Source organism: Serratia sp. CY76391 (assembly GCF_052166695.1).
Classification (GTDB): domain Bacteria; phylum Pseudomonadota; class Gammaproteobacteria; order Enterobacterales; family Enterobacteriaceae; genus Serratia; species Serratia nematodiphila.
In genome coordinates this window covers 68,927-83,691 of sequence record NZ_JBJNOJ010000003.1, presented here as the reverse complement: position 1 = coordinate 83,691, position 14,765 = coordinate 68,927, and the positions used below count along the sequence as shown (strand labels likewise).

The following is a 14,765-nucleotide window of genomic DNA, read 5'->3' as shown; positions in this document are numbered from 1 at the left end:
CAACACGCGGCGAGGCGGGCCGCATTATCAGCGCCGTCCCTTAGCGATAGCGGGCCTGCTGGCCCGGCGCCTCACCGTTTACGCCAATAAGAATAAATGTTCTGCCCCTGCGCCATATTCGCCGGGGCGTCAGAACTTCGCCCCTATTTAGCGTTTCATCACGCGCGTTGCGTTTTTAGCTTTTATTTTTCAGCCGACGGGAAAGCTCATAGAAAATTACGCTGCACTCAGGAAAATAACCGCTACCTGGAGGTCATCATGCAACACATTATCGGTATTTCTTCTCGTCGGCTGAGGATATCGGCCCTTGCGCTGCTGCTCCCTGCCGTATCATGGGCGGCCGATACGGCATCTCTCGCCGTGGGGCCGCAATATGACACCACCCATGTCTACGTCGAACGCGGCAAGATGGATGCCTTTGTCGACAGCATCCTGAAAACTTTCGGCGGCACCCGCACCGAACGCGTGCTGGTCAACGTCACGCCGACGCCGAGCGAAACCTACTCCCAGCTGATACTGACGCCGGCCGGCAGCTTCTCGGTGTTCGATTTCAAAACGCCGATCCCGTACCCGTTCGGCGTCGAACGCAACGGTTTTCTGGTCAGGGATATGGACGCCGCTATCCGGCAGGCCAGGGCCGCCGGCGCCGATGTGCTGGTCGCCCCCTTCGACGATCCGATTGGGCGCGACGCGGTGATCCAATGGCCCGGCGGCGTCAACATGCAGCTTTATTGGCACACCAAGGCGCCCAACTACAAGCCGCTGCTGAGCGTGCCGGAAAACCGCCTGTATCTCTCCGCCTATCGCGTCGACGACTTCCTGAAAAGCTATCAGACGTTCTCGCACGGCAAAGTCGTGCGCGACGAGCAGGTCAGCGATGCGGCGATCGGCCGCAACGATAACGGCAAGATCCGCCAGATCGAACTGGACTCGCTTTTTGGCAAAACGCGCATTTTCGTCACCGATGGGCATCTGCCTTATCCGTTCGGCCATGAGCGCACCGGCTATGGCGTCGAGGATCTGCAGGCCACGCTGGCCAAAGCGACGGCCAGCGGCGCGCAGGTGCTGTGGCGTTCGACGGCGGCGGAACGCCGCGCCTCGGCGCTGGTGCGTTTCCCCGGCGGCTACATCGCCGAAATTCACCAGACAGCCAAATAAACCCAAGGCGCGCTGCGGCGCGCTTTTTTCTTCGGATATTCATGATGAAACGCACGCTACCCGCACTGTTGCTGTTCTCCACGCTCCCCGCAATGGCGGCGGAGCCCGCCGCTTCCCCCTGGAAAAACATCCCGTTGGGCGATGCGGCCACCTTATCTTTCGACGGTTCACTGCGCGAGCGCTATGAATGGACGGATCAACGGGATCTGAGCGGCGGACGCGACGACACTTTCATGCAGCGCTTGCTGGTTGGCGCGCGCCTCGACTACGGCGACTATTTCGGCGCCTATGTGCAAGTGGGATCGTCGCTGGCCACGCCGCGCGATCGCGGGCGCAAGCCGACCGACGAAGATCATGCCTACCTCGGGCAGGGCTATGTGGATATGAAACTGCCCACTGCCTACGGCCTCGGCACCCTGCGGATCGGCCGCCAGGAGATTGCGCTGGGCTCGCTGCACCTGCTGGGCACCCGCGACGGCCCCAACGTGCGCCGTTCCTTCGATGCTATCCGCGCCAGCTGGGTCAAGGATAAAAACCGCCTCGACGCCTTTATCGGCCATCCCGTCACCCTTAAAACCGGCAGTTTCGACGACGATACCGACAACAGCCAAAAGGTGTGGGGACTGTACGGCACCACGCCGCTGACGCCGCTGGCTTCTTCGCTCGATCTCTACACCTTTGGCTTTGAGGATAACGACGCCCACTACGCGCAGCTTAGCGGGCAAGAGCGGCGCTATACCGTCGGCGCACGCATCTTCGGCGCAGCGCGGGGGTTCGACTGGGATAATGAAGCTGCCTGGCAGTTCGGCAGCGCAGAACAGCGCGATATCCGCGCCTGGTCGGCGTCGGCGCACGCCGGCTATACGGTGAGCGACTGGCGCTGGCAGCCGCGCTTTGGCGGCAAGATTGGCATCGCCAGCGGCGACAAAAACGGTCACGATGGGCAGCTCAACACCTTCAACGCCATGTACCCCAAGCTGCCCTACCTGACCGAAAACGGGCTGGTGGCGCCGGCTAACCTGATCGCCATCCATCCTTCGGTCACCATTACGCCGTGGCAAACCCTGGCCATCGATTTCAGCTGGGACGCATTATGGCGGCAACGCCGTGAGGACGCCTTCTATCTCGGGCCAATGCGCCCGGTGAAAGGCAGCGAACAGGGCTCGCGCTTTATCGGCAACCAGTACCAGGTCGAAACCACCTGGACGCCGAGAAGCGATCTCCAGTTCAAGGTAGCCTATGTCTACTTCGACGTCGGCCACAGCCTGCAGCACCATGCCGGGCTGAAAAACATGAACTTCGTCCTGGCGCAGGGCACCTACAGCTTCTGACGTCAATAAAAAGGGCGCCGAACCAGGCGCCCCGTCTGTCTTACACCGCTTCCAGCTCCGCCGCCAGGGTGGCGACCAGCTCCGCCGCCGGCATCGGCCGCGCCAGGCCCACGCCCTGCCCGGCCCACAGCGACATAAACTCCCCGCGCCCGGCCTTGGCCGCCGCCTGGCGAATATCGCCGGTGAGCGCGTTCTGCACCGGATAAGGCAGGATCTGCGCTTCTTCCGCGCGCATCTGCCGCATGAAATCATTGACGATGCCGCGCGCCGGGCGGCCGCTGAAGGCGCGCGTCAGGCGCGTGCTGTCATCGCCGGCGTTGCTCAGCGCCGCCCGCCAGGCTTCGGCGATGCCCGACTCCGGGCTGCACAGAAACGCGGTGCCGAGCTGCGCCGCCTGCGCGCCCAGCAATTGCGCCGCCGCGATGCCGCGCCCGTTCATGATGCCGCCTGCAGCGATCACCGGGATTTTCACCGCCGCCGCCACCTGCGGCAGCAGGGCCATCAGCCCGACGCAGGATTGTTCGATATCGCCGAGGAAGGTCGGGCGGTGGCCGCCCGCCTCCGAGCCCGAGACGCAAACGAAGTCGGCGCCCGCCTCTTCCCAGGCGCGGGCTTCCGCCACCGTGGTGGCGGTGCCGATCACCCGTGAACCGGCCTTCTTGAACTGCGTGACCGTGGCGCGCGGCAGCACACCGAAGGTGAAGCTGACCACCGGCGGCGCAGCCTCCAGCAAGGCTGCGATCTGGTCGCGGTTGTTTTCGGCGAATTGAGTGGGGAGCGGCGGCTCGCTCAGCCCCAGCGCTTCGCGGAACGGCCGCAGCAGGTGCTGGGCGCGCTTCAGTTCGGCGAGATCCGGGTGCTGCTCATTGAGCAGAAACAGATTGATGTTGAACGGCGCGGCGGTCTGCGCGCGGATCTGCTGCACACGTTCGAGGATCAGCGCCGGTGAAAACAGCGCCGCCGCGCACGATCCCAGCGCCCCGGCGTTGCTCACCGCCACCGCCAACGCCGGCGGTGACGCGCCGTTCATCGGCCCCTGAACGATCGGATAGCGCAGCCCAAGCTCGCGGGCAAAAGCAGAAGGTGCCGTCATCAATGTGTCTCCCTGTACTGACTACATTCGTCTTACGGCGGCCGCGCCGCCGAACCGACCAAAAGCATAGCACCTTCTCACCGCCTGGCCGTGCAGTTAATGCTTCACCTGCCGCCTGTCCAACGACAGGAAGTGATGCACCACCGGTTTCTCCGGGCCGATATGGAAGCGCAGCGCCTCCTGCTGCAGATCGGCGTCGGCGTGCGACACCCGCTGGTGCTGCCGCAGATGCTCCGCCCAGGACTCCACCAGGAACCACTCCATGATGCATTCCGGATCGCCGGTATGCTCGGTGATACCCCAGGCGTAAGCGCCATCGCGGCGGCGCGCCCGCTCCAGCATCAGCAGCGTGCGCAAGAACTGCGGCCGATCCTGTTCGCGGATGCGGTACTCCACCTGAATCATGACCGGGCCGCGATCGTTTTCGACCGGCGTGTTGACCAACGGTTCCGGCCAATGGTTCGACGGCTGCAGATCGGCCTCACCGGTCGGCAGACGCAGGCGGTGGAACAGCAGGCCCGCCGCCAACAGGCCGACGCCGCCGACCAGCAGCGTGGCAGCCACGCCCAGCTCCTGCGCCACCAGCCCCCACAGCAGGCTGCCCGCCGCCATCGCGCCGTTGAACACCATCAGGTAGATGGCCAGGCCGCGGCCGCGCACCCAGTTGGGCAGCACGCCCTGCGCCGCACCGTTGAGCGTGGTCAGCGCGATAATCCAGCCTGCGCCCAGCACCAACAGCAGCACCACCGCCAGCCACTGCGGCGGCGCCAGCGACAGGGCCGCCATCACCGCCGCCGTCAACACCGCCGCCAGCAACACCAGCCCGTCGGCATTCAGCCGCTGGCGCAGTCGCGGCAGCACAATAGCCCCGAGGATCGCCCCGGCGCCCACCGCCCCCAGCAGAACGCCGTAAAAGCCGGCGCTGCCGCCCAGCATGCGGCGCGCCACCAGCGGCAGCAGCGCCCAGACCGAGCTGGAGAAGGCGAAAAATACCGCCGCCCGCAGCAGCACCACGTGCAGCTCGCGGCTGGAGCGGGCATAGCGCAGGCCGGCGCGGAAGGCGCCGAAAAAGTGCTCAGACAGGCCGCTGTCTTCGACCTTGGGTCGCTTCCACCACAGCAGCGCCGCAATCACCAGCACATAGCTCATCACGTCCGCGCCGTAGGCCGCGCCGGCGCCGAAGCTGGCCAGCAGCAGCCCCCCGGCCGCCGGGCCGATGGAGCGAGCGATGTTGATGCCCAGCGAGTTCAGCGCCACGGCGTTTTTCAGCTCGGCGCGCGGCACCAGCTCCGGCACGATCGCTTGCCAGGTCGGCCCCATCAACGCCGCGCCGATGCCGCCGACGAACGTCAGCGCCAGCAAATACTCCACCGTCAGCGAGCCGGTCTGCGACAGCACCAGCAGGCTGCCACTCACGCAGGCCAGCAAGATTTGCACGAAGATCAGAAAGCGCCGCCGATCGAGAATGTCCGACAGCACCCCGGCCGGGATCGCCAGCAGGAACACCGGCAGCGTAGCGGCGGTTTGCATCAGCGCCACCGCCGAAGGGTTGCTCGACAGGTCAGTGATCAACCACGAGCTGGCGACGTCGCGCATAAAGCTGCCGACGTTGCCGAGCACCGTGGCGCCCCACAGCACCGCAAATAATGGGATTTTCAGCGGCGCGAAGCCGCCCGCCGCCGCCTTGTTTTCCGTCTGCTCAGCCATCCGTTCGCTCCTTCAAATCGTTAAATGCCACCAGCAACAGCGCGCCGGCCAGCCCAAGGTGTTCAAAAAATCCGTTCATCATCTGGCCGCGCTCCGCCCCGTCGAACTGCCAGAACGGATTGGCCATCAGCGTCGCCATCAGGGTAAAACCGGCCAGCGCCAACGCGCCGAGCCAGCGATAAAAGCCGCTCAGGATCAGCGCCGACGCCGTCAGTTCGAGCAGCGTCACCAGCACGGCGAACAGCGCCGCCGGCTGCAGGCCGAAGTGGCTCATCTCGGCGACCGCGCCTTCGACGTTCAGCGCTTTGACCAACCCGCCCTGAATATAGGCGGCGCAAATGGCGAGCAGCAGCAGCCAGCGCACCACAGGCGCATGCAGCCGCTGTGCGCAGCGGGCGGCGATAGCAGTCAGATTCATCGTGCCCCCTTAAAACGGCGAATTTTGGATGAAGGCCAGCAGATCGGCGTTGAAGCGATCGGGATCGACCTGCGCCAAACCGTGCGAACCGCCGGCGTAAACATTCAGCTCCGCCTGTTGCATAAGCTTAGCGGCTTTCAGCGCCGAGGCGCCGATCGGCACGATCTGATCGGCGTCGCCGTGCACCAGCAGCGTCGGCTTGTCGATCGCCAGCAGGTCGGCGGTGTAATCCACTTCGGAGAACGCGCGTACACACTCGTACTGCCCTTTCACGCCGCCCTGCATGCCCATCAGCCAGAAGTGGTCGATCAGCCCCGCATTGCTCTCCACCTCGTCGCAGTGAAGGCCATAGAACGGCACCGCCAAATCTTTGAAGAACTGCGAGCGGTTGCCCGCCACGCCGCTGCGAATGCCGTCGAAGGCCGCCATCGGCGTACCCTCAGGGTTGACCGGCGTTTGCAGCATCAGCGGCGGTACGGCGCCGACCAACACTACCTTCGCCACCCGATCGCTGCCGTGACGGCCGATGTAGCGCGCCACTTCGCCGCCGCCGGTGGAATGGCCGACCAGGATCAGATCGCGCAGATCCAGCGTTTCGATCAGCAGGGCCAGATCGTCAGCGTATTGGTTGATGTCGTTGCCGTGCCAGGTTTGCTCCGAACGGCCGTGGCCGCGGCGATCGTGGGCGATCACGCGGAATCCGCTCTGGCCGAAAAACAGCATCTGATTGTCCCAGGCGTCGGCGGACAGCGGCCAACCGTGGGAGAACAGGATCGGCTGGCCGCGGCCCCAATCCTTATAGAAAATGCGTGCGCCATCGGGCGCGGTAAGGGTGCTCATGACGTGTTCCCCGCTCGGTATCGAATTGGATTTTGTACGGGTTAACAGTACGGCAGGCGTAAAGGCAGTGATAACGGAATAATTTTCGCATGATCGCGAGTTTTTTTGCTGAAGAAGCCGGCGTCGCCGCCGGCGCAAAACGTCAGATGTTTTCCAGATCGATACCGCGCGTTTTTGGGCCGAACAGCCCGATCACCAGCATCACGATCAGCATGCTGGCGACGATAAACGCGATCACCCCCAGCGAACCGCCGTACTGCAAGATAATGCCGATGATGATGCTGCTGAACACCGTCGACAGCCGGCTGAAGGAGTAGCAGAAGCCGACGGCGCGGGCGCGGATATGGGTCGGGAAGATCTCGGACTGGTAAGAGTGGTAGCTGTAGGTCAGCCAGGCGTTGGACCAGGTGATGAAGAAACCGCACAGGATCAGCCACAGCGGGTTGTTCTGCAGTGCGAACAGCGAGCCGAAGATCACCGTCACCAGGCAGGACAACACGATCTGCCACTTGTTCTCCATCTTGTCGGCGTAGAAGCTGCACAGCAGCGAGCCCAGCGGGTAGGCCAGCGTGATAAAGAAAGCGTACAGCAGGCTGTGGGTGACCGACGCGCCCTTGCCCGACAGCAGCGCCGGCAGCCAGTTGCCGAAGCCGAAGAAGCCGATGGCCTGAAAGAAATTCATCACTACCAGCATCAGCGTGCGATCGCGATATTGCGGCGCCCAGATGTCGCGAAAGCGGCCGCGCAGCGGCGCTCCCTCGGCATCGTCAACCGGGCGCGACGGGAAGTCCGCGGCCGCCACGCCGCAGCGCCGTTCCATGTCCCGCATCACCTGCCGGGCCTGCGCATAACGCCGCTGTTGCACCAGCCAGCGCGGCGACTCCGGCAGCCCCTTGCGCACCAGCCAGATCACCAGCGAAGCCAGCGCGCCGGCAATCACCACATAGCGCCAGCCGCTCAGCCCCCAAATCGTCTGCGGCACCAGCCACCAGGACATCAGCGCCACCGCCGGCACCGACAGAAACTGCACGAAGAACGCGAAGGCGAAAGCCCGGGTGCGCAAATGCGCGGGCACCCACTCCGTCAGGTAGGTATCGATGGTCACCAACTCGATGCCGAGCCCGACGCCCACCAGAAAACGCAGAAAGATCACCCATTCCGCCTGCTGTTGAAACGCCAACAGCAGCGAGAAGGCGCCATACCAGATCAGGGCGAACATAAAGGTGGTGCGCCGGCCGAAGCGATCGGCGTACGGGCTCAGCAGGCTGGCACCGACGAACAGGCCGAGAAAGGTGGCGGAGGCAAAGGCCGCCTGATCCGACACGCCGAAAACGCCCTGCGCACCGGTGTGGAAGATGCCGTCGGCGATAAGGCCAGTGCTGATATAGCCGGTCTGGAACAGATCGTAGAGTTCGAAAAAGCCGCCCAGCGACAGCAGAATGATAAAGCGCCACAGGCCGGCCGACGCGGGCAAGGCGTCGATTCTGGCCGCCAAATCCCGCGCATGGATCGGCGACGCCGCTACAGATTCACTCACCATTAACCTCGCATTAACATTTTTGATGACTTTCTATGCTAGCGAAGCGGCGTCGGAGTTAAATTTTTAATTAGCAGACTATGAAAAAAAGTTAAGCATAAAACGCTGCAGCAGCCTGTTTTATAGCAGGAAAATGTAGCGCGGGATGCCGCAGCGGCATCCCGAATCGGCAGGTTAACGGCTGTGGTGCTGCTGCAGCCGTTCGCTGCGGTAGACGCTCAACAGGCACCAGCCGAGGGCGATCAGCGCCAGCGGCGCTGCGACGAAGCCGATGTTGCCCATGCCCAGATGCAGGCTCACCTGGTTGCCCAGCAACGCGCCGCTGCCGATGCCGAAGTTGTACAGGCCGGAGAAAATCGCCATCGCCACGTCGGTAGCGTCCGGCGCCAGGCTCAGCACTTTGGCCTGCATCGACAGGCCGATCGCCATGATCGCCATCCCCCAGAAGATGCACAGCACCGTCAGGTGGCTTTCACTGCCGGCCGCCGGCAACAGCAGCAGCAGGCTCAAGGCCAGCAACGTGATGGCACCGATGAAGAAGCCGGAAGGAAACCGCTCGCTGTAGCGGCTGAACAGCAGGCTGCCGACGATGCCGGCGGCGCCGAACAGCAGCAGCATCAGCGTGGTGAAGTTCTCCGACAGCCCGGCCACGGTCTGGATAAACGGCTCAATGTAGCTGTAGGCGGTGAAGTGCGCCGTCACCACAATGATGGTCAGCATGTAAAGCGCCACCAGCGCCGGGCGCTTGAACAGCAGCGGCACGCTGGCCAGCGAACCGGAATGCTCGCTTTTCAGCACCGGCAGCAGGCGCCACAGCAGCACCAGCGCCAGGGTGGCGCACACCGCGATGCCGATAAAGGTCATGCGCCAGCCGAGCAGCTGCCCGACCACCCGCCCGAGCGGCAGCCCGAGCACCATCGCCAGCGCGGTGCCGCCCGCCAGCAGGCTCAGCGCCTGGGCTTTCTTGCCCGGCGGCGCCACGCGGATCGCCAGCGAGGCGGTGATCGACCAAAACACCGAGTGCGCCAGCGCCACGCCGGCGCGCGAAATGACCAGCGTGGTGAAGTTCCAGGCCACGGCGGTCAACACGTGGCTGGCGATAAACAGCATGAATACGCCGATCAGCAACTTGCGGCGCTCAATCTTGCTGGTCAGCAGCATGCACGCCAACGAGGCGGCGGCGACGATCCAGGCGTAAATGGTAATGATCAAGCCGACCTGTTCGGTTTGCATCGAGAAGCTGGCGGCGATATCGCTCAGCAGACCGACCGGAATAAACTCGGTGGTGTTGAAGATAAAGGCCGAGACGGCGAGGATAACCACGCGCAACCAGGCGGTTGAGCGCGAAACGGGAGCGTGTTCCATGGTAAACAAAATCCGGACAGGTGCGGGCAAGTCGCGATATTTTAACCAACCGGCCCGCTAAATGCGATATACGTCACACTTTAATTGTGTGGTTTTTTTCACCGCCCATCGACACGCTCACCGACGCACGGTTGCCAAAATGCTGTGCTAATCTATTGAAGCGTACCAATTTTTCCTGCCGTTCTTCCCAGGCCGTCCACGCGCCGCGCCGAAGAAGCGCGCAGTGTCCCTTTGGCGTTTCCTGAGGCGAGGTCATTATGATGTCCGCGATTTATGATTGGTCCGTGCTCGCATTGCGCAATGTTTACGATCGCCGTATTCAGGGCAAGCCGGTGCTCGACAGCGCCGCGCTGTTCCCCGACGCCGAACGTTTCACCGCCCAATGGCGGCAGATCCGCGAAGAGGCGCTGACCGTCGCCCACGATCTGCACAATATTCCCCGTTTTCACGAGATCATGAGCCAGCAGGCGTCGATCTCCGCCAACGACGCGCGCGACTGGCGCATGTTCATCATGAAGGCCTACGGCCAGCCCATCCCCCACAACCTGGCGCGCTGCCCGACGCTGGCGGCGCTGATCGCTTCGTCGCCTGACGTGCTGTCCGCCTCGCTCTCCTTCCTGGCGCCCGGCAAACAGGTGCCGCCCCATCGCGGGCCGTTTCGCGGCATTCTGCGCGGCTATCTGGTGCTGGACATGCCCAAACGCGCCGACGGCGCGCCGGCGGCGGTGCTGAAAGTGGACGGCCGCGAATACCGGCTGCACGAGGGGGAGTTCATGCTGTGGGACGATACCTTCGAACACGAGGTGTGGAACGACAGCCCGCAGGTGCGCACCGTGCTGCTGCTGGATATCCGCCGCCGCGACATGCCCGCCGGGCTGCGGCTGCTCTCCGGCGCCATCATCGCGCTGGTGCGGCTGAACGTGCGCTGGATGCAGCGCCAGTTCTGACTGCGGCGCTCAGGCGATTAACCGCCCTGAGAAGCCAGCCACTGCGCGGCGGTGGTGGTGACTATGCCCTGGCGCGCATTGAAGGTTTTCGCCTTATCCCAGGCCACGCCGTCGGGCCGGGCGAAAGCCAGCCGGTATTTCGCGCCGACGTCATGCGGATGATTCCGCACCTCCGCCTGCAGCCGCTCTTTGTCCAACAGGACTCTGTTGACCTCCACGCCCCAGTGCGCCTGCATAAGATCGGCAAGCTCACGGTAGGTCAGCGTGTCCCCGGCGATATAGACCACCTGGTTGCGAAACGCGGGCCGATGGAAAAAAATCGCGGCCGTCAGCCGGCCAATGTCCTCGGGAGTGGTCAGCGTCACCGCATACTGCCAATCGCCCAGCGCGCGCACGGTTTTGCGTTCCGCATCCACCACGCCAAAACCCGAGTCAAACAGGTAGCTGGTGAAAATGCCCGTGGAAACAATCACCCACTCCGTTGCGCTCTGCGCGCGCAGCAGGTGACGCACCTCGAGCTGTTCATCCCACACCGGCTGCCCGCTGCCTTTACCGACGACATCGTAGTCCACGCCGAACTGCCACGGGAAGTAGCGCGCCACGCCGGCCTGCAAAACGGCCTGGGTGATCTTTATCTGCGTGCCCGCCCCGCCAACGAAGCCGCTGCAGTTGATTACCGCATCAAAGCCACGCAGCAGCACGCTCAGCGCATCCACCCCGCTTTGCTGCAGATCGCCTTCCACCACGGCGATCCCGAGCCGCGCCAGCTCATCCCGCCGCGCCCGGAGCGGGCCGCTCACGGCGCGGGCGGCCTCCGGCCGGAGCAGTACGCTGATTTTTAAAGATGGAGATAACCGAGCCTGCCGGCTCATCGCTCGCAGTACCGGCAGCCCCAGTTCGCCGGCGCCGAGTATGAGCACGGTATTGATGGATGGATTTGTGGATTTCATGCTTGCCTCCTGTCTTGACACTGCGTCATCCTGACAGCTGACAAAAACGGGTTCAATTAGGTACACGCGTGATACCGGGGAGGAATATGACGAGCGATCGGGAAGCGCTGCTGCAATTTTCGCAAGCGTTCTGTGAAGCATTGAGCAACGACGATGAAGGATTGAAGCGCGAGATCCTCGCGCATGCGGGCAACCGTTGGTCGCTGGGCGTATTGCATCTCCTGGGCACCCACGGGCCGCTGCGCCACGGCGAACTAGGCCGCCAATTAGCGGGCGTGACGCAGAGAATGCTGACGCGGACGCTGCGCCATCTCGAGCGGGATGGGTTGATATCGCGCTGCGATTATCAGGAGAAACTGCCCCGCGTGGTTTACACCATCACCGACGCGGGGGAAGAGATGCTGCTCAACATGCTGCCGCTCTGGTCGTGGATTATCGCCTCCGCCGACGCCTTCAGAGCGGCCCGTTCGCACTACGATGGCCAAGAGCGCAACGCCGCTGAAAAATGAACGCGGGCATCCCTGCCCGTGGGGCGGCGCTCAGCCGCCGCCCAGATAGGCCTTTCTCACCTCCGGATCGTTCAACAGCTCCTGGCCGCTGCCGGTGAGGCGGATCTGGCCGTTGACCATCACATAGCCGCGATCGGACAGTTTCAGCGCGTGGTTGGCGTTCTGCTCCACCAGAAACAGCGTCATGCCGCTACGGGTCAGCTCGCGCAGTACGCCGAAGATCTGCCGCACCACGATCGGCGCCAGCCCCAGGCTCGGCTCGTCCAACAGCAACAGCTTCGGCCGGCTCATCAGCGCGCGGGCGATCGCCAGCATCTGCTGCTCGCCGCCGGACATGGTCATCGCCCGCTGATTGCGCCGCTCCTTGAGGCGCGGAAACAGCTCGAACATGCGCGGCAAATCCTCCTCCAGGTAGCGATTGCCGACGGTGATGGTGCCCATCAGCAGGTTCTCCTCCACGCTCATGTCCGGAAAGATGCGCCGCCCCTCCGGCGCCTGCGCGATGCCGCTGCTGGCAACAAAGTGCGTGGAGCGACGGCTGATGTCCTCGCCGCCAAACAGGATCTGCCCGCCGGCGATGCGCGGCTGGCCGAAGATCGACATCAACAGCGTGGACTTGCCCGCGCCGTTGGCGCCGATAAGCGCCACCGTCTCCCCGGCGTTCACCTGCAGCGACACCTGGCGCAGCGCCTGGATCGGCCCGTAAAACACATCCACTTCGCGAAATTCCAACATCGCTTCGCTCATCCCGCCAGCTCCTCTTCGTCCGCGCCCAGGTAGGCGGCGATCACCGCCTCGTTGTGCTGGATCTCCTGCGGCGTGCCGCGGGCGATCACATCGCCGTGATCGAGCACGATCACCCGATCGGAGATCTCCATTACCATGCCCATGTCATGCTCGATCAACAGCACCGTGATGCCGTGATGCTGCCGCAGGAAGCGAATGATGCGGCTCAGCGTGGCCGTTTCCACCGGGTTCAGCCCGGCGGCCGGCTCATCGAGGCAGATCATCTCCGGCGCGGTGCACATGGCGCGCGCGATCTCCAGCCGCCGCTGCTGGCCATAAGACATCTCTCCCGCCAGCCGGTTGGCGCAGCTCACCAGATCCACCACCTCCAGCCAGTAGAAGGCATGATCGAGCGCGGCGCTCTCCGCCCGGCGGTAGCCCGGCGTATTCAGCACTCCGGCGATCAGGTTACGGTTGCTCTGCATGTGCTGCGCCACCAGCAGGTTCTCCACCACCGACATTTCGCGGAACAGACGGATATTTTGGAAGGTGCGCGCCAGCCCGGCGCGGTTCACCAGGTGGGTGCCGCCGAACATCTTGTAGTAGAGGCGCGAACCGAGCCGCTTTGGGCGTATCCAGTCGCCGGCGCGGAACTTCTGCCCCAGTACCTGGATCACGTCGGTCGGCCGCTTGTGGGTATTGAGCAGGATCGCGCCGCCGCTGGCGCGGTAAAAGCCGGTCAGGCAGTTGAATACCGTGGTCTTGCCGGCGCCGTTGGGGCCAATCAGCGCGGTGATGGAGCCGCGTTCCACCTCCAGATTGACGTCGTTCAGCGCTTTGATGCCGCCAAAGTGCATCATCAGGTGTTCCACCCGCAAAATGGCGTCGCTCATGGTGCCACCCCCTTGCGTTCGGCGAAGCTGGATCGGCTGATGCGCACCAGCCCGCGCGGCCGCCAGATCATCATCGCCACCATCAGCACGCCGAACAGCAGCACCCGGTATTCGGCGAAGCTGCGCAGCAGCTCCGGCGCCACCGTCAGCACGAAGGCCGCCAGCACCACGCCGAGGGTGGAGCCCATGCCGCCCAGCACCACGATCGCCAGGATCAGCGCCGACTCGAAGAAGGTGAACGAAGTCGGGTTGACGAAGCCCTGGTAGGTGGCGAAAAACACCCCCGCCAGCCCGGCGGTGGAAGCGCCGAGCATAAACGCAGACAGCTTCACCAGCACGTGATTCAGCCCCAGAGAACGGCAGGCAATCTCATCTTCGCGCAGTGCCTCCCAGGCGCGGCCGATCGGCATGCGCGTCAGCCGGTGCTTGATATACAGCACCAGCAGCACCACCAAAAACAGCACCGCGTAGATGAAAATGAACTTGAGATTCGGGTTGTAATCGATGCCGAAAAACTCGTGGATCGGCACCCCGCCGTCTTTGGCGCGCCGGCCGAACTCCAGGCCGAACACCGTCGGCGCCGGCACCGAGACGCCGTTCGGTCCGCCGGTGAGCGACATCCAGTTGTTCAGCACCAGCCGAATGATCTCGCCGAAACCCAGCGTAACGATCGCCAGGTAGTCGCCGTGCATGCGCAGCACCGGAAAACCCAGCAGTGCGCCGGCCAGCGCCGCCATCAGCGCCCCCAGCGGCAGCATCGCCCAAAACCCCAGCCCGAGATATTGGTAGCCCAGCGCCAGCCCGTAGGCGCCAATGGCGTAAAACGCCACGTACCCCAGATCGAGCAGCCCCGCCAGCCCGACCACAATGTTCAGCCCCAGGCCGAGCAGCACGTAGATCAGGCCGAGGATCGCCACCGTCAGCAGGTATTTGGTGGCGACAAACGGGAACAGCAGCGCGATCGCCGCCATCAGCGGCAGGATCCAGCGCAGGTTGGATTTATAGCCCAGCGGCCGCACGTAAACGCCGTCGTTGCCGCCGTCGAAACGCGCCAACACCCTGCGCCCCGGCGCGGTTTGCAGGAACAGGCTCAACAACAGCCGCCCGGCCATCACCGCGACGATGATCCATACCAGCCGATGCGGCTCGAAGTTGAAGCTATAGCCGTTCAGCACGATGCCGACGATCGGCCCGAACACGATCAGGGCGATCAGCCCGGCCAAGACAGCGTCCAGCAGGCTGCGTTTGACGTTCAGCCCGCCGTTGATCACGGATTGCGACATGGCGTTCT

General features: G+C 63.9%; 14 protein-coding genes. 4 read left to right on the top strand and 10 right to left on the bottom strand.

The genetic code is table 11. From position 1 onward, the window contains the following. Nucleotides 1–258 precede the first annotated feature (258 nt). Nucleotides 259–1,158, top strand: a complete 900-nt coding sequence (locus tag ACJ8PN_RS08265) for a VOC family protein (RefSeq protein ID WP_351109806.1) — start codon at nt 259–261, stop codon at nt 1,156–1,158. A 41-nt stretch (nt 1,159–1,199) separates the two neighbouring features. Then, on the top strand, nt 1,200–2,489 hold the full coding sequence (locus ACJ8PN_RS08260) for an alginate export family protein (RefSeq protein WP_442534805.1): 1,290 nt from the start codon (nt 1,200–1,202) through the stop codon (nt 2,487–2,489). 40 nt (nt 2,490–2,529) lie between these two features. Here the strand turns inward: ACJ8PN_RS08260 and ACJ8PN_RS08255 are convergent, their stop codons facing one another. From ACJ8PN_RS08255 to ACJ8PN_RS08230, 6 genes are all read right to left on the bottom strand, one after another. Further along, nucleotides 2,530–3,582: an NAD(P)H-dependent flavin oxidoreductase gene (locus ACJ8PN_RS08255; protein WP_442534804.1), complete on the bottom strand. Its 1,053-nt coding sequence runs from the start codon at nt 3,580–3,582 to the stop codon at nt 2,530–2,532. A gap of 96 nt (nt 3,583–3,678) precedes the next feature. Then, the gene (locus tag ACJ8PN_RS08250; RefSeq protein ID WP_033632608.1) at nt 3,679–5,289 is read right to left on the bottom strand and encodes an MFS transporter; all 1,611 of its coding nucleotides are present in this window, start codon (nt 5,287–5,289) and stop codon (nt 3,679–3,681) included. Then, nucleotides 5,282–5,707, bottom strand: a complete 426-nt coding sequence (locus ACJ8PN_RS08245; protein ID WP_171454382.1) for a DoxX family protein — start codon at nt 5,705–5,707, stop codon at nt 5,282–5,284. Before ACJ8PN_RS08245 ends, ACJ8PN_RS08250 begins: the two co-directional genes overlap by 8 nt. A gap of 9 nt (nt 5,708–5,716) precedes the next feature. After that, nucleotides 5,717–6,547: an alpha/beta fold hydrolase gene (locus ACJ8PN_RS08240; protein WP_004928620.1), complete on the bottom strand. Its 831-nt coding sequence runs from the start codon at nt 6,545–6,547 to the stop codon at nt 5,717–5,719. Nucleotides 6,548–6,689: 142 nt separating this feature from the next. Continuing rightward, nucleotides 6,690–8,087 carry an MFS transporter gene (locus ACJ8PN_RS08235; RefSeq protein ID WP_442534803.1) on the bottom strand — a complete coding sequence of 466 codons (1,398 nt, stop codon included), beginning with the start codon at nt 8,085–8,087 and terminating at the stop codon, nt 6,690–6,692. 171 nt (nt 8,088–8,258) lie between these two features. Further along, nucleotides 8,259–9,449, bottom strand: a complete 1,191-nt coding sequence (locus tag ACJ8PN_RS08230; protein WP_033632605.1) for a sugar transporter — start codon at nt 9,447–9,449, stop codon at nt 8,259–8,261. 260 nt (nt 9,450–9,709) lie between these two features. Here ACJ8PN_RS08230 and ACJ8PN_RS08225 point away from each other — a divergent pair, with 260 nt between their 5' ends. Beyond that, nucleotides 9,710–10,396 (top strand): aspartyl/asparaginyl beta-hydroxylase domain-containing protein, encoded by a 687-nt coding sequence (locus ACJ8PN_RS08225; protein WP_031300704.1) that lies wholly within the window; start codon nt 9,710–9,712, stop codon nt 10,394–10,396. Between the two features lie 17 nt (nt 10,397–10,413). Here ACJ8PN_RS08225 and ACJ8PN_RS08220 read toward each other — a convergent pair whose 3' ends face one another. After that, nucleotides 10,414–11,346, bottom strand: a complete 933-nt coding sequence (locus ACJ8PN_RS08220; RefSeq protein WP_442534802.1) for an aromatic alcohol reductase — start codon at nt 11,344–11,346, stop codon at nt 10,414–10,416. Nucleotides 11,347–11,432: 86 nt separating this feature from the next. On the opposite strand from ACJ8PN_RS08220, the gene ACJ8PN_RS08215 reads away from it, so the two are divergent. Further along, complete coding sequence (locus ACJ8PN_RS08215) at nt 11,433–11,855, top strand: winged helix-turn-helix transcriptional regulator (protein WP_442534801.1); 423 nt, start codon at nt 11,433–11,435, stop codon at nt 11,853–11,855. A gap of 30 nt (nt 11,856–11,885) precedes the next feature. Here the strand turns inward: ACJ8PN_RS08215 and ACJ8PN_RS08210 are convergent, their stop codons facing one another. The 3 genes from ACJ8PN_RS08210 to livM are packed head-to-tail and all read right to left on the bottom strand — an operon-like array spanning nt 11,886 to nt 14,757. Next, the gene (locus tag ACJ8PN_RS08210) at nt 11,886–12,602 is read right to left on the bottom strand and encodes an ABC transporter ATP-binding protein (RefSeq protein WP_004928599.1); all 717 of its coding nucleotides are present in this window, start codon (nt 12,600–12,602) and stop codon (nt 11,886–11,888) included. Then, nucleotides 12,599–13,474, bottom strand: a complete 876-nt coding sequence (locus tag ACJ8PN_RS08205; protein ID WP_004928596.1) for an ABC transporter ATP-binding protein — start codon at nt 13,472–13,474, stop codon at nt 12,599–12,601. Before ACJ8PN_RS08205 ends, ACJ8PN_RS08210 begins: the two co-directional genes overlap by 4 nt. Further along, entirely contained in the window at nt 13,471–14,757 is a 1,287-nt protein-coding gene (livM, locus tag ACJ8PN_RS08200; protein ID WP_015378468.1) for a high-affinity branched-chain amino acid ABC transporter permease LivM, read from the bottom strand. The genes ACJ8PN_RS08205 and livM overlap by 4 nt, the downstream gene beginning before the upstream one ends. Nucleotides 14,758–14,765: the final 8 nt, after the last annotated feature.

Excerpts from the sequence above, each read along its gene's own strand:
- ACJ8PN_RS08265 (WP_351109806.1), top strand. The coding sequence starts at position 259 with ATGCAACACATTATCGGTATTTCTTCTCGTCGGCTGAGGATATCGGCC.
- ACJ8PN_RS08260 (WP_442534805.1), top strand. The coding sequence starts at position 1,200 with ATGATGAAACGCACGCTACCCGCACTGTTGCTGTTCTCCACGCTCCCC.
- ACJ8PN_RS08255 (WP_442534804.1), bottom strand. The coding sequence starts at position 3,582 with ATGACGGCACCTTCTGCTTTTGCCCGCGAGCTTGGGCTGCGCTATCCG.
- ACJ8PN_RS08250 (WP_033632608.1), bottom strand. The coding sequence starts at position 5,289 with ATGGCTGAGCAGACGGAAAACAAGGCGGCGGCGGGCGGCTTCGCGCCG.
- ACJ8PN_RS08245 (WP_171454382.1), bottom strand. The coding sequence starts at position 5,707 with ATGAATCTGACTGCTATCGCCGCCCGCTGCGCACAGCGGCTGCATGCG.
- ACJ8PN_RS08240 (WP_004928620.1), bottom strand. The coding sequence starts at position 6,547 with ATGAGCACCCTTACCGCGCCCGATGGCGCACGCATTTTCTATAAGGAT.
- ACJ8PN_RS08235 (WP_442534803.1), bottom strand. The coding sequence starts at position 8,087 with ATGGTGAGTGAATCTGTAGCGGCGTCGCCGATCCATGCGCGGGATTTG.
- ACJ8PN_RS08230 (WP_033632605.1), bottom strand. The coding sequence starts at position 9,449 with ATGGAACACGCTCCCGTTTCGCGCTCAACCGCCTGGTTGCGCGTGGTT.
- ACJ8PN_RS08225 (WP_031300704.1), top strand. The coding sequence starts at position 9,710 with ATGTCCGCGATTTATGATTGGTCCGTGCTCGCATTGCGCAATGTTTAC.
- ACJ8PN_RS08220 (WP_442534802.1), bottom strand. The coding sequence starts at position 11,346 with ATGAAATCCACAAATCCATCCATCAATACCGTGCTCATACTCGGCGCC.
- ACJ8PN_RS08215 (WP_442534801.1), top strand. The coding sequence starts at position 11,433 with ATGACGAGCGATCGGGAAGCGCTGCTGCAATTTTCGCAAGCGTTCTGT.
- ACJ8PN_RS08210 (WP_004928599.1), bottom strand. The coding sequence starts at position 12,602 with ATGAGCGAAGCGATGTTGGAATTTCGCGAAGTGGATGTGTTTTACGGG.
- ACJ8PN_RS08205 (WP_004928596.1), bottom strand. The coding sequence starts at position 13,474 with ATGAGCGACGCCATTTTGCGGGTGGAACACCTGATGATGCACTTTGGC.
- livM (WP_015378468.1), bottom strand. The coding sequence starts at position 14,757 with ATGTCGCAATCCGTGATCAACGGCGGGCTGAACGTCAAACGCAGCCTG.